The following is a 24,225-nucleotide window of genomic DNA, read 5'->3' as shown; positions in this document are numbered from 1 at the left end:
TATTATGAAAAAACTTTTATACGTTTTATCAACATTAACTATTAGTATGCTATCAGCTACAACTTTAAGTGCTTGTAGTAAAAAAAATCTGAGTCAACCAAAACAACTATCTAAATTAGAACAACTACAAAATGAAATTTCTAGTTTAGAAACAAATGTTAATAAATATAATGAACAAATTAATAAGACTGAATTAGAAAAACAACAATTACTTAAAGAAATTAATAAAATACAAAAAGAAATCAATAGTTTAAAAGAACAAGAAACAAGTAAAATAGAAGAATTAAATTTATTAACTAATAAAAAGAACACTATAAATAAACAAATTGAAAATTTAAATTCACAAATTAACTCTATTGATCAAATTTCTAAAAAAGACCAAGAAAAAATCAGTTTATTAACTAAACAAATTAAAGAAGTTAAACAAAATTTATCTGATGCAACTACTCAAAAAAACATAAATATCAAAGAAATTAAAAATTTAGAATTACAAGTTAAAGAATTAAAAGAAAAAACACATCAAGTAGAAAAAGAAATTTTAAAAAGTAAATCTAAAAAAGAAGAGTTAATAAAACTTAAAGAAATATCAAAATTAGAATTTAAAAAAACTAAAGATACTTTAGATGAATTAAAAAATGAAAAAGCAAATTTAGATATTCAAAAGACAAATTTAGAAAAACAAATCCAAACAGAAATTTCTAAAGAAAGTAAAAATGATCAATCACTTTCTATATTAAAATCACAATGAGAAACATTACTATTAAACATTAAAGAAATAGAAGAAGAAAATAATAAGAATGAAAAAGAAATTAATAAACTAAAACAAATTAATCAAATTGATAATACGAAATTAAAAGAATTAGAAAAAATAAAAGTACAAAATGAATTAAGACTAACTGATTTAAATAACAAAAAAGATGAATTAGAAAAACAAATAACTGATAAACAAAAAGAATTTATTTCTAAAAGTAAGGAGGCTAAAATTGCTCAAGATAAATTAAATGAAATTAATTCTAAAATTCAAAAAATTGATAATAGTACAAATGATATTAATTTAAAATATGAAAAAGAATTTAAAAAAAGTAAAGAATTAGAAGAACAAATTAAAAAAGTTGAACAAGGTATTGAACTTCAAGAAAAAGATTTAAAAAAATTAATATTTGATAAAGAACAAAAAGAAAAACAAGCAAATGGTTTAAAAGTTGAAAATGATAATGCACAAATCCAAATTGATGAATGAATTAAAGCAAATACAAGTTTAAAAAATAAATTAGATGAAATTATACAAAAAAATAAATTGTTAAATGAGCAAAAAGAAAAATTAGATTCTGATATTAATACTTATTTTCAAAAGAAAAAAGACTTAGAAGATAAAAGATATTTATTAATTAATCAAGTTTCTGAACTTAAAGAAAAAATTAGAGAAGAAAGCAAAAAAATCAAAGAAAAAGAAAAGCAATTAGAAGAGTTATCTAATAAATATTTAGAAAAACAAAATCAAATAAGAGATTTAAAAGAAGAAAATCAGAGATTAGAATCAAGTATTAATGAATTAAATTCTAGATATGAGTATTTAAAGAAAAAAACAGTTAAAGCAGAGTATGATGGAAATAAATGTATAAAAATTGGCTTTTTTTATAATGATAAAGAAAAATATCAAATTGAACCATTTAAAAAATCAACAAATGAAGTTCCAGATCACATACCAGCTTTCTTAAGAAATTTATCTTATGCTTTTAAAAATAATCAAAATCAGATTGTAAAAAATCTTGAAAAATGAAATCTTGATTTTGTTGAAAATATAGAAGGAATTTTTTTAGAGTCTTATATAAACATGAATTTGAATAATTGAAAAACATCTAATGTAAAAAATATGAAAAAAGCTTTTTATGGATCATCGTTTTGCTGTGGTGATATTTCTAAATGAGACACTTCTGAAGTAATTGATATGAGTGAGATGTTTAGTAATATTAGACATACAATTAAACTTGATCTGTCAACAAAATGAACTAGCAAAACAGCATATCATGATTTTGATAGAAGGCAAAATTCATATCAAATCAAATGAACAGCTTGAAATGTTTCAAAAGTTAAAACAATGAAAAATATGTTTGCTGGTTCTTGATTTAGTGGTTCATTAGATACATGAAACGTTGTAGGAATAATTGACGAGTATAATTTTTGACCACACTATATTAACTTAAGTTGATTTGCAAAATGAAGGTGACCAAAAAACACTAAAGGTCGTGATCCTTACTTTTGAGAAAATATTTCACCTATAATTTTATAAAATAATAACCTTATTAAATAAATTCACCTTTTATTTAACTAAAGTTTTAGTAAAGTAGTTTAAAATTAATATCATATAAGACTTTTAATTTTTTTAATGTCTTATTTTCTATTTTATTAATAAAAAAATATTTAAAATTTAAAGAAAGAAAGGTGAATTAATATTATAGTATTTTCTCAGTCAGTATCATTTGGACAACAGGCTGTTGCCTTTTTAAAAGGGACATCACTACTAATGTTAGTGTTGGTATTTTTCACAATTTTTTCTTACTATGTTCCTAAAGGTAAAAGAGCAATGTCGGGACTTTCTGGAGCTGTTTGTGCTACTTTTTTAATAGAAGTTTTCAACTTTTGAGTTTTAGGAAGAATTCCAGTAATTGGTGATTTTACTAAAGTTATAGGTAGTGTTGCAGGAACTTTAGCAGCTCCAGCTTGTACAATACTTGTAATTATTTTAATGGGTGGAAATCCATTATTTGCGATTTTATGTGGTACAGCTGTATTTGCAGTAGGTTTATCAGTTGATGTAGATGGTATATCTAAATCTATTGCTAGAACTTTAGTAAATACAAGTACTACAAAAGGACAACAATTATTATCTGATGATAATTCAATAAGAGCTATTGCTGAATGAATTAAAGGAAATAACCTAGGATCTGAATTATCAAAAACTTTTGAAAGTGTTAAGCCTAATTTATTAATAACTGATCAAAAAGATGTTTTAAAAACTATATTTAGTAAAGAATATATGCCAACTTTTGCAATGAATTTAAGAACAACAGTTGGTGCATTTAACGTTTTAGCCGGATTAGTTGCTGGTTATACAATGTATTGAGCATTAGTATTATTACAAAAATATGCTCCAGATGGTTTAGATTTAATAATTGCTTTATTAATAATTGCTCCATTAACTGCTTTAACAGCAAAATTTGGAGCTAATGTAGTTGCTCCACTTTTAAAAGGAATAGGATCATCTATTGAGGTTGCTATAAACTTATCACCAATACCAATGGCAATAGTTGTTGGGGGATTTTTAACAGTAGTTGGAACTTCACCACTATCATCAATGGCATTAGCCGTTGGTTTAGGATTACAAGGTTCAGCAATGGCAGTAGGTAGTGTTTCTGCTATGGGTTCATCATTTATGAATGGTGTATTATTTGCAAGAATGAAATATGGTGAAAAGAAACAAACTATTGCTTGTTCAATAGAACCATTATCTCAAGCTGACATTATTTCAATGAATCCAGTGTCTGTTTATATAACTAATTTTATTGGTGCTGCTGCTACTGGTATATTAGTAATTGTTTACGGTCAAAATATTTTAAATATAGAACAAACAGTATTTATGATTAATTCAAATAGTTATGAAATTGTTCGTGGATTTACTCAACAAGGAGTTGGTTTAGCTACTCCATTTGGTCCAGTTGCTATGTTTGGTCAAGGTGGTGGTCAAACTGCTGAAGTATTAACTAAAACTTCAAATCAATATGCAACTTGACAATTAAATATGCACTTAGCTATTTTATTAGTACTAACTGCTATATTAAATGTTGGAGCTGGTTTACTAGGTGGATATATGTTTAGATACAGTAGAAGAACTACTTATTTTGAAATATATAATTTACCTTTACCATTAAAACATCAATATTTACTAGAAGAAATTAAATTATTTCAAAGTAATAAACGTCGCTTTGCATGACAATGACAAACTATCATTTTCTTTAATAAAATTAAAGAAACTATTAAGGTTAAATCAATTATTTATATAAAGACATTCGTTGATTGTTTTAATAAATTTTTAGTAGAAAAAGAACAATTAATAAAAACTAAAAAAGAAGAATTATTACATACAAGTTCTTCAAAAAAAGAGTTCAAAGATAATTTTAAAAAAGAAAAAAAACAAATTATTATTAATTTAAAAAATAAATGAATAAATAACTATAAAAATGAAATTCAAAAAGCTAAACAACATTATAAAGAATTATTAAAACATTATGCTAGCCAATTAGAATTATTAAAGAAATTAGTTAATGAAAATAAAAAAATGAAGCAATCAGTTTCTGCACAAGATAAAGCTAAATATAAATCACTTAAAGCTGAATTTAAAAATACTCAAAAGCAAAAACATATGGTAGTAAAATCTGAATTAAAAGGTTCTGTTGGAAAAGATAGATTAACTAAATTACATAATAAAAAAATGCAATTTTTACAAGATAAGATTAGTTTTTATGAGCAAGCTTCAAAATTCTATCCACAGAAAAAATTTGCTATTAAAACTTCATTAGAATCACATTAATTAGTTATTAAATAAAAAAATCAAGCACTATAATTTTGCTTGATTTTTTTTATCTTCTTTTTTTTCTTTTTGTTCTTGATCTATTATTTGTTTTATTAGTTTTTGTCTTTTTTCTCAAGTTCTATTTGATAAATGATATGAGTAAAATTCTATTGCATCAGTTATTAATATAAATGCAAAAGGAATTAAACCACATCCTAAACTTGAAAATAGAATTCACATATTTTTAGAGCTTCAATTAGTATATTGTTTTGTATTATTAATGCTTGCTAAACCAAATACTTTTGAATTAAACACTGGTATTGAAAATACTATTATTGAAATTAATAAGGCAATAACACAAGCATAAATTAAAGGTTTTGAAATAGTTCAATCAATTTTTTTAGTTTCTTTTCAATTTGTAAGTTTTATTAGGTGAGTAAATAGAATTGGTGAAATGATACTTGTAATAAACATACTAGTTCTTCCAAATACTATAAAATCGTGCATGTCATCTAAATTGGTTAATAAAAGATTACTATTTTGTTGAATAAACAAGAATCAATTATTAGCTTTAGTATAATTTTTTAAACTATTATAATAATCAAGATCTGTCACTGACATTCCAATTATAAACGAGATTATTTGTGCAGTTGATAAAGATAAACCTACTTTAAATAATGGTCAGATTATTTCATTAAGTATGCTCTTATTTCTTAGTTGAGGTTTATTTTTTAAAAGAGTTCTATCAATTGGACTCATTCCAATTCCAAATGCTAAACAAGAGTCAACTACAATATTAACAAATAAAATATTTGTAGCGTTTAAAGGTGAAATTTTTAATAGTAATGAAATAATAACAATGCTTATTACATTTGCAAAGTTAAAGCCTAATAGTAAAACAATTGCACGTCTAATTTTTTGATAAACATTGCGTCCCTCTAAGACCCCAGTCATCATAGTATTTAAATCATCATTAGTCAATATTACATCTGCTGCTTGTTTTGCAACATCAGTTCCGCTAACACCCATAGCAACTCCAATATCAGCTATTGCTAAACTTGGAGCATCATTAACTCCATCACCTGTCATTGAAACAATATATCCTTTTTTTTGTAAAGCTTGAACGATCCTTACTTTGTGTTCAGGGTTTACTCTTGCAAAAATCTTAATATTATCAATTGCACTTTCTAGTTCTTGATCAGTATACTGTTCTAATTTTTCTGAAGACATTACTTCATATTGAGTATAAGCTAAGTCTAAATCTTTTGCTATTGCCAAAGCTGTAGTGGCATGATCTCCAGTGATCATAATTGTTTTAATACCGGCAGCTTTTGCTTGTTGAACTGCTATTAAAGCTTCTTTTCTAATGGGATCAATCATTCCAACAGCACCAATAAAAATTAAATCTTCTTCAGTTTGTAGTTCATCACTTAAAATTTGTTTAAATCCAAATCCTAATACCCTTAAAGCATCATCGCTTAAAGATGTTGATAATTTTTTAATTTCTTTTTTATAAGTATTAGTCAATTTAACAATTTTATTATTAATAAAAATTTTTGAACATTTTTTTAGTATTTGGTCTAAAGCACCTTTTGTAAAAATAAATCTCTTATTATCTTCTAAAATATTAACAGTTGACATCAGTTTTCTTTCACTATCAAAAGGTATTTCAAAGACTCTTGGATATTTTTTTCTAAATTCTTGTTCATCAATTTTTAAATGCTCAGCAAAATCAACTAATGCAAGTTCTGTAGGATCTCCAATTCTTTCACCTTTTTCAGTAATTGAATCATTTGGTAAAACTAAAGATTTTAAAAATAAAGTTTTAGCTAATTCATTTTTAGTTTTGTTTATAAATTGATCAGATAAAATAATTTCATTGTTTCAAATTAGCTTTTTAATCGCCATTTTATTTTGAGTTAATGTTCCTGTTTTGTCAGTGCAAATTACATTTACTGATCCTAAAGTTTCAATGCTTTCTAGTTTTTTAACAATAACATTATTTTTCGCCATTCTTTTTGTAGCAAAAGATAAGGCAATAGATACAATAGCAGAAAGTGATTCAGGAATAACACCTATTGCTAATGTTATTGAAATCATTAAATAAGTTGCCCAATTGCTTTTATTTGAGCTAATTATAAAACTAATAAATACAAAAAAGCTTATTATAATAGCTAGAATAGAAATTAAATAACTAAATCTATTCATTTTCTTTTCTAATGGTGTTACTTGTTCTTCATTTTCAGAAATTGTTTTAGAAATTTTTCCAATTTCAGTATCAATTCCAGTTTTAATAACAACTCCAATTGCTCTACCTGAAGTTATAAAAGTAGACATAAAACAAATATTTTTTTTATCAGCTAGAATATTAGTTTGTTTAATTGGCTTTATATTTTTTGCAACTGGTAATGATTCACCTGTTAAAATTGATTCTTCAATCATACAATCATTGGATTCTAATAAGCGTAAATCTGCAGGAACATATTTTCCAGCCTCTAATATTACAATATCACCAATTACTAATTCAGAAGCATCAATTTCTTTAACAGTTGAATCTCTTAAAACAATAGCTGAAGGCCTAGACAATGATTTTAAAGCATCAACTGATTTTCTTGCTTTAATTTGTTGAATTGTTTCTAAAGTTGCATCTAAAATAATTACGCCCATAATTACTATAAAGTCAATAAAATCATCAAATTTGACTTCAAAATGTTTTGATGAAATTAATGGGGCTATTACTGAAATAATAGCTGCAATGAATAAAACTATTTGTATTGGTTGAATTAAAGATTTTAAAAATATTAAAATAGCAGGTGTTTGTTTATTTTTTGCTAATTCATTTTTACCATTTGTTATTAATAATTCACTAGCTTTTTGATTTGTTAAACCAGTTTTAATATTTGTATTTAATATTTTTTGAACTTCATCAATCGTTTTTTGCTCTAAATTATCCATATATAAAACTATTTACTCCCTAAAAGTTTATTTATTAATTCATAACACTTTATAATATTAGTCTTATTTAAATTAGAAATCTTTATAAAGTCATCTTCTTGATAAAAATTTATTGTTTCTTTAATCATTTTTTCATTTTTAATATATTCATTTCTTTTTAACTTATCTAATTTAGTACCAATTATAACAACTGGAATATTATAATGTTTTAAAAATTGATACATCATTACATCATCATTACTAGGTTTGTGTCTTAGATCTAATAATAAAAAAACACCTTTTAAATTTTTACGATTAATAAAGTATTCTTCCATCATTTTTGCAAATTGAATTTTTAAATTATCATCAACTTTTGCATAACCATAACCTGGAGCATCAACTAAACGATACTCCCCTTTATTAATTTCAAAAAAGTTTAATAATCTAGTTTTTCCAGGAGTATTTGAGATTTTTGCTAGTTTATTATTATTTGTTAGTGAATTTATAAAACTAGATTTTCCAACATTACTTCTCCCAATTAAGCAAATTTCACTAACATCATCATTAATTCAATTGTTTTTGTTAGCTGCTGAAGTTATAAAACTAGCTTGTTTTATCATTGTTTATCCTTTCTGATTAATTCTTTAAAGTGTGTTTTAAATCATTGATCTAAATTATTTGTGTTATAAAATCAAAATCTACTTTTTGTATGAAATGCATTTATATAAACAACTTTTATAAATCGTTTTGAAATTTCAATTTTAAAAACAGATCTTAAAACAATTAATCTATTAACTACAACTAAATATTTTTCAGTTTTAACAAATATTAAATTAGATATTAAATAAACTAAAATCATAAACATAATAAATTCACAAATGATTGAACCTATTATTATTCACTCATATAAAAAACTTTTGTTTAATAAATTTTTAAATTTTAAAATTGTAAAAATCAATAAAACACAAAATGAAATAACGCAACTAAAAATGTTTATTAATTTAATATTTGAATATCTATTCTCATTAAAATTGAATTTTAGGTTTTGATCTTTTACTTGGTTATAAATCTTTTTTACTTTGTATAATCAATAAAAATTTATTAAAAATAATATTAAAGTTAATATAAAAACTGTAAAGCTTAAAAAAATACTTGCAGTATAATCAATTTTCATTTTAAAACTCCTTTTTTAGTTTTTTAATAGATAAAACTAGTAAAAAGACATCACCTAAAATTGTTAGATTTTGATCATCTATTTGCAACACGCAACCTTTTTGTAAAAGATTTTTATCTTTAATTACACAAATACTACAACTTTTAATTTCACTAATTTTATATTTATAAAATTGGTTATTATCATCAATTACTAAATGTAAATTAGTTAAATATAACTTAGTTTTTTTAAAATCATAGCTTGTAGTTTGATACAAGCTTAAACCCTTTTTTAATATTAAATAATCATCATCAAAATAATCTTTATAATCTTTAGTTTTTTTATTAATTCCAGATATTAAAAGTTCTTTTTGAAATAATCCAATTTCATTTTTTGGTAATTGATATTCAAATTCAATTTGATTTAGTGTTGAGTTTTTATTATCAAACTTATATTTATTTCACTCTTTTAGATAGTTTTTATTAAAAACAATAAAATCCTTATTTTTAATTTGATAAAAATAAGTTAATATAAAAGTTATTAATAAAAAAATAAAATAAAAAACTGTAAAAATTATTATTCCAATTATCTTACTAGACATTTTTATTCTTCTTCATTATCAAATAAACTAGATTCATAAAAAGTAAGAAAATCCATTAAAGATTGAGCATTATTTAAAACTTCTAATTTTAATAAATCTTGTTTGTTATTAAATTTTAAATTATTATTTAGCATATTAAATAATAGTTCATTTGCATAATTAAAATCTTCAAACTCGGTTTCTTTAATTAAAAGTTGATAGATTTTTTTAAATTCAACTTTTTTTTCAAATATCTCGATAAACACTCTTTGGTTTTGTTTATATAATTCTGAGTTATTTTTTAAAATTTCTTGTTTTAAATTATTAAGAAACTCTTCTTTTTTATCTTCTGATAAATTATCAGGTGAATTAGTTTCTAATTTTTCTAATTGTTCTATTAAAAAACTATTAGACTTTAAATAAACAGCAAAATTTTTTGCTAAAAAATAACTATTTAATAAATTGAATTTTGTTGAGTCTTTTATTTTTAAAATTTGTTCCAAGATTTGATCTTCAGCTTGAATTAAATTATTAGTTAAGGTATCTCATGTTTCATATTCTTGAACATCTTCAAAATCATTTATTAATTTGTTTATTAAATTAGTTTGTAAATTTTCTTGTTCTAGTTCTTCTTGAATAAAATCTAAATTAGTTAAAATATAAGCTAAACCCGATTCAAAAAAATCAGTGTCAAAAATCTCTTTTTTATTCATAAAAACTCCTTTAAACTACCTTAATTATACATTACTAGTAATATTTTATTTTAATATATAATATAGAAAAGAGCATTAGAAATGATAGAAATTTATAAACTAAAAGAACTTAAAACTAAAGATCTTAATTCATATACTCATATTAATCCTTGATGAAATAAAAAAGCTAATAAACTTATTTTTAAAATCAAAAATTTTATTACTCATTTTAATTTAAACCCAAATGATTACATTGATTTTGATAATATCGAACAAGTAAATTTAGATAAGTTTTTTAGAACAATTAATAATTATTTACATTTTTTTAATCCAAAATTAAATCATATAATTACAAATAAAAAGCTATTGGTTAAATTTCAAAAACAAATTAAAAATTATATGAAATTGATTGGTATGTGCTTTGCAATCTTAATTATGATTGATTTTTATAACCAATTAAATGAAAAAGAAATTCTAAATAAAAAAGAATCAGTTTTAAAAATTTCTAATAAAACTTTAAATGATAAATTTGAAAGATTTACTACTGAAGTTTTAAAACTAATTCCAAGTGAATATAAAAATAATTTAAAAGATTTGTATAATGAAAAAAAAATAAATAATCAATTATTTAATTCTAGTGAGTTTATTAGATGAACTAGTAAATATGCAACTAGATTATTTAAAACTAAAAAAATAAAAGAAATTGATTATCTAAAAGTAGTTTATTATTGTATATTAGAAAATGAATTTAATAGATCGGTTAATTTATTGATTAGAGAATTTATTAATAAATTGTAATTAAACTTCTGATTCATTAGTATGAGAAATCATTAATTCAGGTATCATAACATCTTGTGGTAATGAATAAATATAATAAATAGTTTGAGCAATTTGCTCTGGTTTTAATCCACCATTAATTTCATCAATTGACTTTTGATAATCATTATGAATTTGTTGATTTTTTGTACTATCTAATAAATTGGTATTTACAATAGCAGGTTCAATTAATGTAAATCTAATATTAGTATTGCTTAATTCTTTTCTTAATTGTTCAGTAATTGCATTAACCGCATATTTAGATCCACAATAAACTGAATGATCAGTATATGTGTATCTGCTAGCAACACTAGAAATATTAACTATTGTTCCACGATTTTGTTTTAACATACTTGGTAAAACTGCATCCATTCCATTAATTACACCTTTAACATTAACATCTATCATTTTATATTTATCTTCAATGCTTTGATCTTTATATTTTTCTAAAATCATTATTCCAGCATTATTGATCATCAAATCAACAGAACCATAAATTTTTTCAGCTTGTTTAATAGCAGAATTTAATTCATCAAAATTTGTAACATCAACTCTAGCAGTTATTGTGTTTTTCAAATTTAAATTGTCTAGAATTTCTTTTCTTCTTGCAACAATTAATAAAGGATGGCCTTGATTTGAAAAATATTTTGCACAAGCTAATCCAATTCCTGAACTAGCTCCAGTAATTACAACTAATGGTTTCATTTTTACTCCCTTTTATTTATTATTTATAAAAAAAGCTATTGAAAGTAACAATAGCATTGATTATTTAATACTTTTTATTGTAATTTTATATGGTTTTAAAATATCTTTAATTTCAACAGTATCACCAATTTTTTTACCTAAAATAGCTTTAGCAATTGGTGATTCATTAGAAATTAAACGAGAAAAAGGATCGGCTTCAATGGCACCAACAATTTTTATTTCTTTTGTTTTATGATCTAGACTTGAAAGAAATTCTACAGTTGATCCTATTTTAACTTCACCAGTTGAATGAGTTTTAGAATCATCAATAACTTTAGCTCTATTGATTAAAGTTTCAACTTCTTTAATTCTTGCTTCAACTTCAGCTTGTCTATTTCTTGCAGCATCATAATCAGCATTTTCAGATAAATCACCTTGATTACGTGCTTCAACTAGTTCTTCAATAACTTTAGGTCTAGTAACTTCTAAAAGATTTTTAAGTTCTGCTTTTAATTCTTCTAATCCTTCTTGAGTTAAAATAATTTCTTTTGACATGTCCTTCTCCTTATAACTAGTTAATTATATAATAAAGACTAATAAATATCTATTACTATATCAAATCTAAAATTAAAATATATTTAGAAATCTATTTTTTAAAATTACTAATAATTAAATTAGTAATTTTTTTATTATTAATAATTTTATTTAGTTCATCAAAATCAGCATTTTTAATATTCTCAATTGTTTTAAAATGCTTGTATAATTTTAAATTAGTTTTTTTACCAACACCTTTTATTAAAAAGATTTGATCATTTAACTGATTGTGATATTTTTTTCTAAATCCAGATTTTGCATATTCATCAACTCTAATTTGTAAACTAGTTAAAAAATTATACAATTTTTTGAAGTTTTTAATATCAATAGTTTGTTCAAAAATATCAATTAAGTATCTAGTTTTATGATTATTATCTTTACTTAAACCGATTACATTAATTTTTAAATTTAATTTATTTAAGACTTCTTTAGCTGCATGAATTTGAATAATCCCCCCATCAACAATAATAAGATCTGGTAGTTGCTCTTTTTCTTTTATTCTTTTTAAAAACCTTTTTTCTAACATAAACTTCATTCTTGCATAATCTGAAGTATATTGAGAATCAATATTATATTTTCTAAATTCATTTCTAACTGGTTTTGCATTAATATAAACTATGCAAGCTCCAGTTATAAACTGATTATAAATATTTGAAATATCAAAAATTTCAATACGTTTTGGATATTTGTTAATATTTGATACTTGTTGAAGTTGATCTAAAATTTCAAGCTCATCTCCACTATTAACATTATTTGAAATAATAGATTTATTTAAACTATCAATAGCATTTTGTTTTGCTAATTTTATAAACACATCATCTTGATTATTAAAACTATAAGAACTAAACTCTAACAAATTTTCATCTAAATCTAACAAGTCAATTTCATTTGGTATTAATAACACATCAGGATAAAGATTTTTTTGATAAATTTGCTGTAAATAACTATTTAATAATTCATCTAGATTTTGACCTTCATAATTTTGAATGTATTCATCTTTATAAGTTAATTGACCCAATCTATAAAATAACATTACAAAACAAATTTTTTCTTCATTAATTTCATAATTAATTACATCAATATTTTTATTTGTAACAATATCAACATTTTGTTTTGCAGTAATAAAATCTAAACTAGTAATTTGGTCTTTAATTCTTTTTGCTTGTTCAAATTGTAAATTATCACTAGCTTTTTGCATTTGTTTTACTAAAGTTTGTTTCACTTGATTAATTTCACCTTTAAAAAATTTATCAACTTGTTTTATTTGATATTCATAATAACTAGGATCAACTGTTTTAAAACAAGCCCCAGAGCATTGATTTAAATGATAATACAAACAAGGTTTTTTCAAATCACCTTTACACATTTTTAAAGGAAACAAACGTTGTATGGTTAATAAAATAGATCTAGCATTACTTCCAATTGGTAAAGGTCCATAATTTCTTATAGCTTTTTTTTCATACTTTCTAACATATTTATACATTGGATCTTTTTGATTAGTAATCACAATGTATGGATAAGTTTTATCATCATTTAATAAAACATTATACTTAGGACGATATTTTTTAATTAAGTTTTTTTCTAAAAGTAATGATTCTTTTTCATTATCAACAATAAAATATTTTAAGTCAGTAATTTCTCTAATTAGTCTTGTTGTTTTTATATTATAAGCTTTATTAAAATAAGTACTAACTCTTTTTTTTAAATTTTTAGCTTTTCCTACATAAATAACTTCGTTATCTTTATTTAAAAATAAATAACAACCAGGTTTATTTGTAAGTAAGTCAACTTGTTTTTTTAAATTCATACTATTACCTACTTTTGTTCAAATAGCTCATTAAAAAATTCATCATCACTTATTTTTTTAGATGGTTTATTTCTTTTAAAAGGACTAATTTGACTATCTGTTAAAATACCTTCTTTATGATGATTTTTAAACTGACTAGTATGATTTTTTGTAGAATCATTGATTATTTCTTGCTCTTTTTTAAAATCAGTTTTTTCTAGTTTTCAAAATAACATTTTATCGACAAAATTAGTATCTAATAGTATATTTTCTAAGTTTGTTAGTAAATTTTTTTCTTTGTTTTTATAAACTGGTAGTTCTAAATTATCATCTAATTTGTTTTCAAAAATTTTTAAATCTTTAACATCATAATATTTAGTTATTTTAGGTGTAGCTATTTGATTATTTAAAGCATTATTGTTTTTCAAAGATATTTTTTTGGCCTTATTTTTTAATAAGTAAAATGGATCATCAGTCACTAATCATACAAGCGAAATTATTAATAAAACAATTAAGGTTAAATAACTAGCAGGTAAAGTAATATATCAAAAGATTCCGCAAATAAAAAATGAAATAAACCCACCAAATAAAAATAGATTAAAATAAGTATCTTTATTAAAAAAAAAGTTTACTCAGTTTTTAAAATCTATTGTAAAAACTGAATTTGTATACCAATGATAATTATAAAATTTAATTATTTGAACTAAAATATCATTTTGTCATAAAGCATAAATTTTGTAATTATTAGAAATAGTTTGCTCGTTAATAAATTGTCAAATTATAAAATTTAAAGTTAAAAAACTAGCTAAAACTATTATAAAAAAACTAATTATTATAAATGTTTTTAATTTAATTGTTACTATTAGTTTTTTAAATAAACAAAAGTCAAAAACAAATAATAAGAAATAAATTAAATATTTAAATCATCCAAATAAAAAAGAAAAGAAAATATCATCAAAAAATTGTCCGACTAGTGTTAGTCTAAACATACTAATAATTAAAAATATAAAAATAATTATGGCAATTAAATTATTTTTAAAATTACTAATTTTAGAAATAAAAAACACTTTAGATTCAAAATTTTGATTTTTTCTTATCTTTTTCATAAAAAATTCCTATATATTTTCTAATATTATTATAAAAATACTAAACAATTACTTAAGATTTTTATTTAATTTTTGTTTTAAATGCTTTATTTGTATTAATTAAAATAAATTCTTTATCAAGCTCTTTTTGTAGTTTTTTACCTTCACTAGTTGATAATCTTTGTTTTAGTTTTTTATTATAATATGCAAAGTATCAAATTATTGCAAATGCTAGTGAAATTATAATAAATAATAATTCAACAACTGCTCCTATTAAATCTTCTAATTTTGTGTCTAGATCTTTTTTAATATATTTAGCAATTATATTAAATAATTCATAATAGTGATAAAAAAATAATACAATTAATAAAATTAATACCAGACTAAAACTAATTCATTCTCAAATATGCAATTTAATATATTTTTGAATAGCAACTTTTAATAATGCTAAAACACTTATAATGTATAAAGAAATTATAATAGCACTTGATGCTTCTGTTAATTGAGCTACATTAAAAATTAATTGAGTTCCTGGTTTTTGAAAACCATAAATAATATCTGGAATAATTAATCATAAAAATGTTATTAAAAGTATTACATAAGTATTTAATAACGAAGCTTTAACAGGAATATTGTCTTTATTTAATTCATTATATTTTTCAGAAATATATCCTTCAACAGCCATAGGTTGAAGCATTGTTCCACCATACAAAGCATTCTGTACAGAAGTATTTGCTCTTAAAGCAATTTGGGAAATAAACATTATAACAATACCTAAAACAGATAATCATTTTATTTGTATTATTGGTTGCATATTTCATAACCCAGTTGTCATATTTTGACTAAAGCCTTGTTTTGGGTTAACTGCTGCAAAAAATATCATCATAATTACTATGTAAAATATTGATGAAATTAACATAATAATCATAATACCTTTTGATAAGTTCTTTTCTGGATTTTTAATATTTTTACCAGCTGTTGCAAATGATTCAAATCCAGAAAAAAAGAAAAAACAAGAAACAAATGCTTTTGAAAAAGCATTAAAACTTAATGTTTTAATTGATTGATTAAAATCATTATTTCACATTTTATAATTAGTTGAACCATTCATAAAAGCCATAACAATGCCAGCTAAAATTAAAACAAGTGAAGTAGCTCATTTAATAGCTGATGAATAATTTGCTATTCTTTTAAATCATTTCATACCACCAAATATTACTAGTGCAAATGCAAAATAGACAACAATTCCTAAAATATCTAAAACTAATGAACTTCAGTTTCCAAGACCAGCTATTTTATCAAAGCCTCAACTTAATCCTGGATAAATCTGTTATTAAAAAAGTTTTTAAAAGACCTCAAATTTGATGAGCAATAATAAATGGTAACATTACATACTGAATAAATGCAACCATTAATCCTATAAATCTACCAAAAGCTGTTCTAGCATACAAATAAGTTCCACCATTATTATCTGATTTATGAATAGTAGAAAGTTTTGCAAACGCTAATGCACAAATTGAAGCAACTAGTCCTAGTAGTGCAAAAATTCAAAAAATATGTAACCCTGTTGAATTTTGATTTATTTGATTTTGAATTTTAATATTAGAAAAAATTGCTAAATTACCTATAAAACCAATACCAACTGTATAATTAAATCCCATTCAGATAAATTCTTTTAGAGACATCTTTTTTTCGTCCACCACAATCTTATACCGTTTTTCTATAAAATAATTCATTTTAATTATATAGTAGTATGGTATATAAAATTTATTTGATAATTATTAGATTTAATTTTATAAAAAAAGATAAACCATTAGGATTTATCTCTTTTAGATTTATTGTTTTTTCCCGGGTTGTTAAATCTTTTTTTATTATTTTTAGGAATATAACCTTTACCATCAGATTCATTAATAATTACTAAAACAATTGGTGTTTTTCCTGATTCTTGTTTTATTAATTGTTTAATTCTAGATGTTATATCTTTTTTAATTTCGTTTAAATCATATTTTTTAGGATCTTTTTTATATAAAGCTTGTCCTTCAATAATTAAGTTAGTAATTTCTCTTTGCAAAATTTTAAAGATAGGGTTGTCTTCTTGAATATATAAAACACCTCTCATTTGTGTGTCAATTAAAGAAATTAACTCTTTATTTCTACTATCAATAGTAGCTCCAACTATAATTACTCCATCAGTTGCCAATTGTTTTCTTTCATTTAAAACAATAGAACCAACATCTCCAATTCCAGATCCATCAACATAAACATTTCCGTGTTCAGCACCATGTTCTGATATTGCTAAATGATTCTTTGATAATTTTAAAATTTCACCATTATCAATAATTCCAATATTTTGATTATTAACACCAGCTTCAATAGCTGCCTTTTCGGCATTTAAAAAATCTTTATATAAAGCTTTTATTGGAATAAAGTATTTTGGATTTAAAATAGAAGTTAGCATTTTAATGTCTTCATAACTTGCTCTCATAGATCAAATATTTTTATCACTTAATGCAAGTAATCTAGCATCAGTTCTTGCAAGTTCATCAAGAATTTGAGCATGGCGTTTTTCAACTCCAGCAACTGGGGTATTTGTTAAAATAATTAGATCTTTTTCTGTAAACTCAACTAAACTATCATTAGAAGTAGCGATTTTTGCTAATTTTGAATAAAGATCATCACCAGTACCTGAAATTATTAAAACTCCATTATTTGAATTAACATATTCTTGGATTGAAATTAAATCTTCAGGTTTTATAACTAGATTTTCATGGATTAAATTAGATCTTAAAACTGCATCCATTGTTCTTCCATAAACTGCTATTTTTCTATTGTTTTCTTTAGCGGCCATACATATTTGGCCTAATTTATGAATATCTTCTTCAAAAATTGCAACAATAATTTTAGTGTTTTTTTCTTTAAATGGAGCTAATATGTATTTATCTATTTTATGGTTTGGAACAGTAAAATCTTTTCTTGAAGCAAACTCAGCATCACTAATTAAAGCTAGTACACCCCTTTTTGCAATTTGAGATAAATGAGTATAATCAGTTGAAAAATAAGATTGTTCTTTTCCATCAATAATATAATCACCAGCATAAACAATAGAACCTAATTCGGTATGAAAGACATATCCAAATGATTGTGGTGAAGATGAAGTTGTTCTAAAAATCTCAACTTTGGTATTTCCTATTTTTAAAATATCTTTATCATGAACAACTTTTAATATATGATCCTTATTTTTTACTCTTAACTTTTGAAATTTAATTCTTGCAATTAATTCAGTAATTTCATTGCAATAAATTGGTGCTTCAATTTCTTTTAATAAATAAGGAATAGCTCCCATATTATAAGCACTAGGATTTGTTAAAAAAATTCCTTTTATCTTTTTTTTGTTTTGTTTAATATAGTCAAATTTAGGAATAACTGTATCAATTCCTAAAATGTCTTTTTCAGGGTACTTAACCCCGGCATCAAGTATAAAAAAATCATTATCTATTTCTAAAACATAAAGATTTTTTCCTCTCTCATCTTGACCACCAAGAGCAGTAAATTTAATATCTGGCATTCTAATATCCTTTCAATATGAATATTCTAAATGTTAATAACAAGCAATTAAAACTAATATATATTACAAAACTATTGCTAATATATATTTAGATTTATTTATGTATTTTTAGTTAGCTTATACTTTTTGATTAGTGTGAGAAATCATTAGCTCAGGAATTACTACATCTTGTGGCAATGAGTAAATATAATAAATAACTTCAGCTAGTTGTTCAGGTTTTAAGCCACCATTTAAACTATTTTTTCTTGATATATAACTATTTAAAATCTTTTGATTTTTAGTTGTTGATAATAAATTAGTATCAACAATTGCAGGTTCAATTAAACTAAATCTAATATTAGTATCACTTAATTCTCTTCTAACTTGTTCTGTAATTGCATTAACAGCAAATTTAGACCCATTATAAATAGAATGATCATCATAAGTATATCTTCCAGCAACACTAGAAATATTAACTATTGTTCCATGATTTTGTTTTAACATGCTTGGTAAAACTGCATCCATTCCATTAATAACACCTTTAACATTAACATCTAAAGTATTATATTTATCTTCTAAACTTTGATCAACATATTGATCCATTGGCATAATTCCAGCGTTGTTAATTAATAAATTAACAGGTCCATAAACTTGTTCAGCTTTTTTAACAGCTTGATTTAGTTCTTCGAAATTTCTAACGTCAACTTTAGCAGTTAAAGTATTTGGTAAATTTAAATTATCTAATATTTCTTTTCTTCTAGCAAGTATTAGTAATGGAAAGCCTTTTTTTGAAAAATATTTAGCACAAGCTAATCCAATTCCTGAACTTGCTCCAGTAATTACAACTAATGGTTTCATTTCCCTCCTGTTTAGTTTTTTGTTTTGTCATTTAAAACAAAAATATCTCTTAAAATTTGGATCTTATTAAATTTATCTTTATTTAAATTTAAAAGCTTAATTTTTTTTCTGCTTAATTTAATTAAAAATTCTTTGTTTTTAAATGCATATTCATAAGTATCAGCACTTAAAGTAACATTTGTTAAATCTTTAAGTTTTAAAGTTATATGTTCTTTGTCTGAAAAAATAATTGGAGCATTTAAAGTTCTAAATTTATTAGTTGAAATAGGCATTAATTCTTGCATTTCAAAAAGTGAAACTACAGGATAAATAATTGCTCCATTAGCTGATTTTATAAATCCAGTAGATCCACTTGGTGTTGAAAAAACTAAACCCGTACCCTTAAATTGTTCTAAAAATTCATTATTAATATAAATATCTAATGTTAAAGGTCTTACTTGATTAGTAATTTTTATTTCATTAATTGCATAAACTTTTTGATTATCGTAATTAACTTCAATTAGTCCTAATTCAGTAATGTTTGGGTCTTTAATAATTTTATATAAATCAACATTTTTTAAATCATCAACTCTATTTTTATTAGTATAAAAACCAATTCCACCAAATTTAATTGGTATAAAAATTAATTTATCTAAAATAGATTGATATTTATGTACTGCATACAAAAAAGTACCATCGCCTCCAATGACAAAACAAATGTCTGGTTCTTTTTCATCTTTAGTAAAGTTTGCATCTTTTAATATATCTAATAACTGGTTTAAAATGTCTCCTGATTCTTCGTATTTGTTTGTTATAAAACTATATTTCATAATATTCCTTAACTATATTTAATTATATCTTAGATACTGTTATTATAGAAAATAGCTATTTAACAACTTTCTAAATTTATAACAATTAAAAATCTCTCTTAACTTAGAGAGATTTTAAACTAGTTATGCTTTTAAATCATTAATTTTTTTATTAATTGCTTCTAGTTGTTCTTTATAAGTTTGATATTTAGATTTTTCTTGTTCAACTTTTTGTATTTTTGCTTTTTTAATAAACTCAGGATTATTTAAAATTTTTTGACTTCTTAAAATTTCATTAGTTAATTGAATTTGTTTAGTTTTCAATTCTTTAATTAACTCATCTTTATTAGTAAATGAATCATTTGAAATTTCAATAAAATACTCATCAATTGATAAACTAGTTTTATTAGATATTTTAATAGAATTATCTAACTTAGTATTACAAAAGTTTTTTAAAAAACTATTAATTTGTAAAAAATGTTTTTCAAATATGTAAGAATGTTTATCATTAGTGTTTGAAATATTTGCTAATAAACAAATATTATTTTTAATATTTTTAGTATTTCTAAATTCTCTAATACTTGTAATCATTTTAATAACATCATCAATAAAACTTGTATCATAATTAGAATTTAAATTAGTTCATTGTTCTAAAAGAATAGATTCTTTTAACATCATATTTAAATAAATTTCTTCACTTACAAATGGTATTAAAGGATGAAGCATAATCAAAATTTCTTTTAATACATAAAATAAAGTTTGCTTAGTTTGATAGTTAAATTTATCATTACTTAAATTAACTTTACTAAATTCAATATATCAAGAACAGTATTTGTTTCATACAAAATCTCAAAGATGATTTCCAGCTAAACTAAACTCATATTTGTTCATTTTTTCATAAACATAAGCTTGTGTTTTACTTAGTTGAGTCAAAATTCATTGATTAGTTATTTCTAAGTCAGTTTTATAAAAGTTGGGATCAAATTCAAAGTGATCATCTAAATTTAAAAATACATATCTACTTGCATTTCATAATTTATTTATAAAATTTCAACTAGCTAAAATTTTTTCATTTGAATATCTAATGTCTTGACCTGGAGTTGAATTAGTTAATAAAAATAATCTTAACGAATCACAACCATTATTATTAATAACATCCATAGGATCTATTCCATTACCTAAAGATTTAGACATTTTTCTATTTAATTCATCTCTTACAAGTCCGTGAATTAAAACATCTTTAAATGGAATTTGTTTTGTATATTCTAAAGTTTGAAAAATCATTCTAGCTACTCAAAAGAAAATAATATCATATCCTGTAACTAAAACACTAGTTGGAAAATAATTTTTAAAATATTCACTTTCTAAGCCTTTATTATTTAAAAGTGTTGAAAAAGCTCATAGTCCTGATGAAAATCAAGTATCTAAAACATCTTGATCTTGAGTTCAATTTTCTATATCACTTGGAGGATTAATTCCAACATACATCTCATTAGTTTTTTTGTGATACCAGCAAGAAATTTGATGGCCTCATCATAATTGTCTACTAATACATCAATCATGAGCATTAGTCATTCATCTATTTAAAACATCACTAAATCTATTTGGATAAAAATTAATTCTATTATCTGAATTTTGTAAATCAATTACCATATTTTTAAACTTATCCATTTTAACAAATCATTGATCAGATAAATATGGTTCAACAATAGCATTTGATCTTTCACTAAATCCAACTTGATTAATAATGTCTTCTTCTTTTACAAACAAATCTTCTTTAATAGCATCTTTAATGATTTCTTTTCTAGCAACAAATCTATCTAAACCTTGATATTTTCCGCCTAATTGATTAACTGAACCATCAGTATTTAAACAAATTGGCATTTTTAAATTATGTTTAATCGCTAAATGATAGTCATTTAAATCATGAGCAGGAGTACATTTCATAACTCCAGTTCCAAATTCAATATCAACATATTCATCACTTATAATTGGAATAACTTGCTTATTAACTGGATTAATTACTTTTTTATTAATATATTCTTGATATCTAGAATCGTTTGGATTAACAACTAAACATTGATCAGCAAACATAGTTTCAGGACGAGTTGTAGCAACTATTAAATATTTGTCAGAATTTTCTAACATATATTTAAAATAATACATTTTGCTTTGAGTTTCTTTATAAATTACTTCAACATTAGAAATAGCAGTTTTTTGTTCTGGATCTCAATTAACTATTTGTTTGTCTTTATAAATTATTTTATCATTATAGAACTTTACAAAAATCTCTTTAACAATTTGATTAATATCTTCATCTAGAGTAAATTTTTCAGTTGAATAATCTAAACTTAAACCTAATTTAGCTCATTGTTCTCTAATAATACTTGCATATTCTTCTTTTCATTTTCAAGCTTCTAATAAAAACTTTTCTCTACCCAATTTATTTTTATCTATACCTTGTTTTTTAAGTTTTTGTTCTACTTTTACTTGAGTACTGATTCCAGAATGATCCATACCAGGTAAAAATAAAGTATCATATCCAGTTAATTTTTTAAATCTAATAATAGCATCTTGTAAGCTAGTATCTCAAGCATGTCCAATATGTAATTTACCAGTAACGTTTGGTGGAGGTAAGATGATAGAAAATTTAGGTTTTTTAGAATTAGGATTAGCTTTAAACAATTTTTTATCTAGTCAATATTGATATTTAGTTTTTTCAACTAAGATGTGATTATACTTAGGGTTTAATTGTTTTTTCATAAGTTCTCCTTAATAACTATATAATATTTTAACATTATAAAAAAACTATAAAGTTAGAAAATGCCTCTAGTGAGGCAAAGTGATTTATTTTGTTAATATACAAATTATTGGGTTATCAGATGAAATTATTCCATCTTTATAAGGTAAAAAAGCATTAGATAAACAAGAATTACTATATGCAGATAAACTTAAATTTTCACATTCATACTTAAGGTCTTTAATTGTAATGTTTGTATTATCCTTTGAAATAAAACTAACATAAGTATAATCTTGATAATCTTCAAACTTTAAAATATTTGTTCCCTTGTCAAATTTAAATAAAATTGAATCATCATTAATAAAAGTAAGATTATATTTGAAAATAAAATGAAAAATAGAGTAGTTTTTATCATATCTTTTTGTAGCATTAGCTATAAAAATAATTCTAGCATCTTTACTAGCTTCTAAACCTTTTAAAATCGCTAATTCACCATCAAAATAATCTTTTTCAGGACTTCAAATTTCAACGTTTTTTATTTTTGATTTAATTAGTTCTAATTCTTGATCTGTTACTTTGTCAAAATCTCCAATTGCATAATCAATTTTCATATTTCTACTAATTAGATCTAAACAACCTCTTTCAACTCCAATAATATAAGTTGAATCATTATTAAAAGGTTCAAGATTTAAATTAGTTTTTGCTGTAACAATTAAAATAGTTTTATAGTTCATCAAATAGTCCTTTTGCTCTTTTTGTAAAATCATCACTACCAAATAAATAACTACCAGCTACTATCATATCAACTCCAGCTTGCTTTACTAAAACTGAAGTTTGTTCATTAATTCCACCATCAACTTCAATGGTGTATTTATATTTTTTTTCTTTTCTTAATTGATCTAAAATTTCAATTTTTTTTAAACTAGATGTAATAAATTTTTGACCACCAAATCCTGGTTCAACACTCATAACTAAGACATTATCTAATTTATCTAAATAAGGATAAACTAAACTAACATCAGTATTTGGTGAAATAGCTAAAGAAGCTAAAATATTATTTTGCTTACATAAATTAATAAATTTATTGATTGTACTATTATCTTTTAATGATTCAATATGCATTGTCATTATTTCTGGTTTTGCTTTTATATAATCTAAAAAAAAGTCTTCAAATTGTTTTGTTTTAACATTAACCATAAAATGTACATCAACATTAATATCAATATTTTTTTTAATATCGTGTAGAATTTTAGAACCAAAAGTTAAATTTGGAACAAAATCAAAATCCATAACATCATAATGAATTCAATTTATATTATTTTTTTTACATAATTCTAATTCATTTTTTAGATCCATAAAATTAGCTGATAATACTGATGGAGCAATAATATACTTTTTCAT

Annotated in this window: 20 protein-coding genes; 3 read left to right on the top strand and 17 right to left on the bottom strand. The window is 22.8% G+C overall.

The annotated features are described in order from the left end of the window. Positions 1-4: 4 nt before the first annotated feature. Both V2P32_RS03365 and V2P32_RS03360 read left to right on the top strand, forming a co-directional pair. Positions 5-2,290: a BspA family leucine-rich repeat surface protein gene (locus V2P32_RS03365; protein WP_434343311.1), complete on the top strand. Its 2,286-nt coding sequence runs from the start codon at positions 5-7 to the stop codon at positions 2,288-2,290. A gap of 234 nt (positions 2,291-2,524) precedes the next feature. Then, positions 2,525-4,588 carry a PTS sugar transporter subunit IIC gene (locus V2P32_RS03360; RefSeq protein ID WP_434343310.1) on the top strand — a complete coding sequence of 688 codons (2,064 nt, stop codon included), beginning with the start codon at positions 2,525-2,527 and terminating at the stop codon, positions 4,586-4,588. Between the two features lie 27 nt (positions 4,589-4,615). Here the strand turns inward: V2P32_RS03360 and V2P32_RS03355 are convergent, their stop codons facing one another. The 5 genes from V2P32_RS03355 to V2P32_RS03335 are packed head-to-tail and all read right to left on the bottom strand — an operon-like array spanning position 4,616 to position 9,950. Beyond that, positions 4,616-7,525, bottom strand: a complete 2,910-nt coding sequence (locus V2P32_RS03355; RefSeq protein WP_434343308.1) for a cation-translocating P-type ATPase — start codon at positions 7,523-7,525, stop codon at positions 4,616-4,618. An 8-nt stretch (positions 7,526-7,533) separates the two neighbouring features. Next, complete coding sequence (gene yihA / locus V2P32_RS03350; RefSeq protein WP_013447605.1) at positions 7,534-8,124, bottom strand: ribosome biogenesis GTP-binding protein YihA/YsxC; 591 nt, start codon at positions 8,122-8,124, stop codon at positions 7,534-7,536. Next, positions 8,118-8,678: a hypothetical protein gene (locus V2P32_RS03345; RefSeq protein WP_434343307.1), complete on the bottom strand. Its 561-nt coding sequence runs from the start codon at positions 8,676-8,678 to the stop codon at positions 8,118-8,120. Before V2P32_RS03345 ends, yihA begins: the two co-directional genes overlap by 7 nt. 1 nt (position 8,679) lies before the next feature. Beyond that, complete coding sequence (locus V2P32_RS03340; RefSeq protein WP_434343306.1) at positions 8,680-9,258, bottom strand: hypothetical protein; 579 nt, start codon at positions 9,256-9,258, stop codon at positions 8,680-8,682. Positions 9,259-9,260: 2 nt separating this feature from the next. Continuing rightward, positions 9,261-9,950, bottom strand: a complete 690-nt coding sequence (locus V2P32_RS03335; RefSeq protein ID WP_434343305.1) for a hypothetical protein — start codon at positions 9,948-9,950, stop codon at positions 9,261-9,263. Positions 9,951-10,031: 81 nt separating this feature from the next. On the opposite strand from V2P32_RS03335, the gene V2P32_RS03330 reads away from it, so the two are divergent. Continuing rightward, entirely contained in the window at positions 10,032-10,727 is a 696-nt protein-coding gene (locus tag V2P32_RS03330; protein WP_434343304.1) for a hypothetical protein, read from the top strand. On the opposite strand, the gene V2P32_RS03325 is transcribed toward V2P32_RS03330, so the two are convergent. The 12 genes from V2P32_RS03325 to rpe all read right to left on the bottom strand — a co-directional run bounded on the left by V2P32_RS03325 (position 10,728) and on the right by rpe (position 24,225). Continuing rightward, positions 10,728-11,450: an SDR family oxidoreductase gene (locus tag V2P32_RS03325; RefSeq protein WP_434343303.1), complete on the bottom strand. Its 723-nt coding sequence runs from the start codon at positions 11,448-11,450 to the stop codon at positions 10,728-10,730. It lies immediately after the preceding gene. A 60-nt stretch (positions 11,451-11,510) separates the two neighbouring features. Next, on the bottom strand, positions 11,511-11,984 hold the full coding sequence (gene greA, locus V2P32_RS03320) for a transcription elongation factor GreA (protein ID WP_013447611.1): 474 nt from the start codon (positions 11,982-11,984) through the stop codon (positions 11,511-11,513). 91 nt (positions 11,985-12,075) lie between these two features. Beyond that, positions 12,076-13,830, bottom strand: a complete 1,755-nt coding sequence (uvrC, locus tag V2P32_RS03315) for an excinuclease ABC subunit UvrC (RefSeq protein ID WP_434343302.1) — start codon at positions 13,828-13,830, stop codon at positions 12,076-12,078. Positions 13,831-13,838: 8 nt separating this feature from the next. Further along, entirely contained in the window at positions 13,839-14,915 is a 1,077-nt protein-coding gene (locus V2P32_RS03310; RefSeq protein ID WP_434343301.1) for a hypothetical protein, read from the bottom strand. A 61-nt stretch (positions 14,916-14,976) separates the two neighbouring features. After that, positions 14,977-16,098 carry an amino acid permease gene (locus tag V2P32_RS03305; RefSeq protein ID WP_434343300.1) on the bottom strand — a complete coding sequence of 374 codons (1,122 nt, stop codon included), beginning with the start codon at positions 16,096-16,098 and terminating at the stop codon, positions 14,977-14,979. Between the two features lie 91 nt (positions 16,099-16,189). Continuing rightward, positions 16,190-16,555: an amino acid permease gene (locus tag V2P32_RS03300; RefSeq protein ID WP_036431051.1), complete on the bottom strand. Its 366-nt coding sequence runs from the start codon at positions 16,553-16,555 to the stop codon at positions 16,190-16,192. 152 nt (positions 16,556-16,707) lie between these two features. After that, positions 16,708-18,459, bottom strand: a complete 1,752-nt coding sequence (locus V2P32_RS03295) for a ribonuclease J (protein WP_011387142.1) — start codon at positions 18,457-18,459, stop codon at positions 16,708-16,710. Positions 18,460-18,576: 117 nt separating this feature from the next. Beyond that, a complete protein-coding gene (locus V2P32_RS03290; protein ID WP_041159600.1) occupies positions 18,577-19,296 on the bottom strand; it encodes an SDR family oxidoreductase in 720 nt (239 codons plus the stop codon). Between the two features lie 11 nt (positions 19,297-19,307). Next, the gene (locus V2P32_RS03285; protein WP_011387144.1) at positions 19,308-20,105 is read right to left on the bottom strand and encodes an NAD(+)/NADH kinase; all 798 of its coding nucleotides are present in this window, start codon (positions 20,103-20,105) and stop codon (positions 19,308-19,310) included. A 123-nt stretch (positions 20,106-20,228) separates the two neighbouring features. Continuing rightward, complete coding sequence (locus V2P32_RS03280; protein WP_434343299.1) at positions 20,229-22,847, bottom strand: valine--tRNA ligase; 2,619 nt, start codon at positions 22,845-22,847, stop codon at positions 20,229-20,231. 84 nt (positions 22,848-22,931) lie between these two features. Further along, positions 22,932-23,558 carry a thiamine diphosphokinase gene (locus V2P32_RS03275; RefSeq protein ID WP_434343298.1) on the bottom strand — a complete coding sequence of 209 codons (627 nt, stop codon included), beginning with the start codon at positions 23,556-23,558 and terminating at the stop codon, positions 22,932-22,934. Further along, positions 23,548-24,225: a ribulose-phosphate 3-epimerase gene (gene rpe / locus V2P32_RS03270; protein WP_434343297.1), complete on the bottom strand. Its 678-nt coding sequence runs from the start codon at positions 24,223-24,225 to the stop codon at positions 23,548-23,550. The genes V2P32_RS03275 and rpe overlap by 11 nt, the downstream gene beginning before the upstream one ends.

Source organism: Mycoplasma sp. 06067-C1-B144P-99-0482-3 (assembly GCF_051053925.1).
GTDB classification, from domain to species: Bacteria; Bacillota_I; Bacilli_A; order Mycoplasmatales; family Mycoplasmataceae; genus Mycoplasma; species Mycoplasma leachii.
The sequence above is the reverse complement of the archived record's forward strand: the minus strand, read 5'-3'. Positions and strand labels throughout refer to the sequence as shown.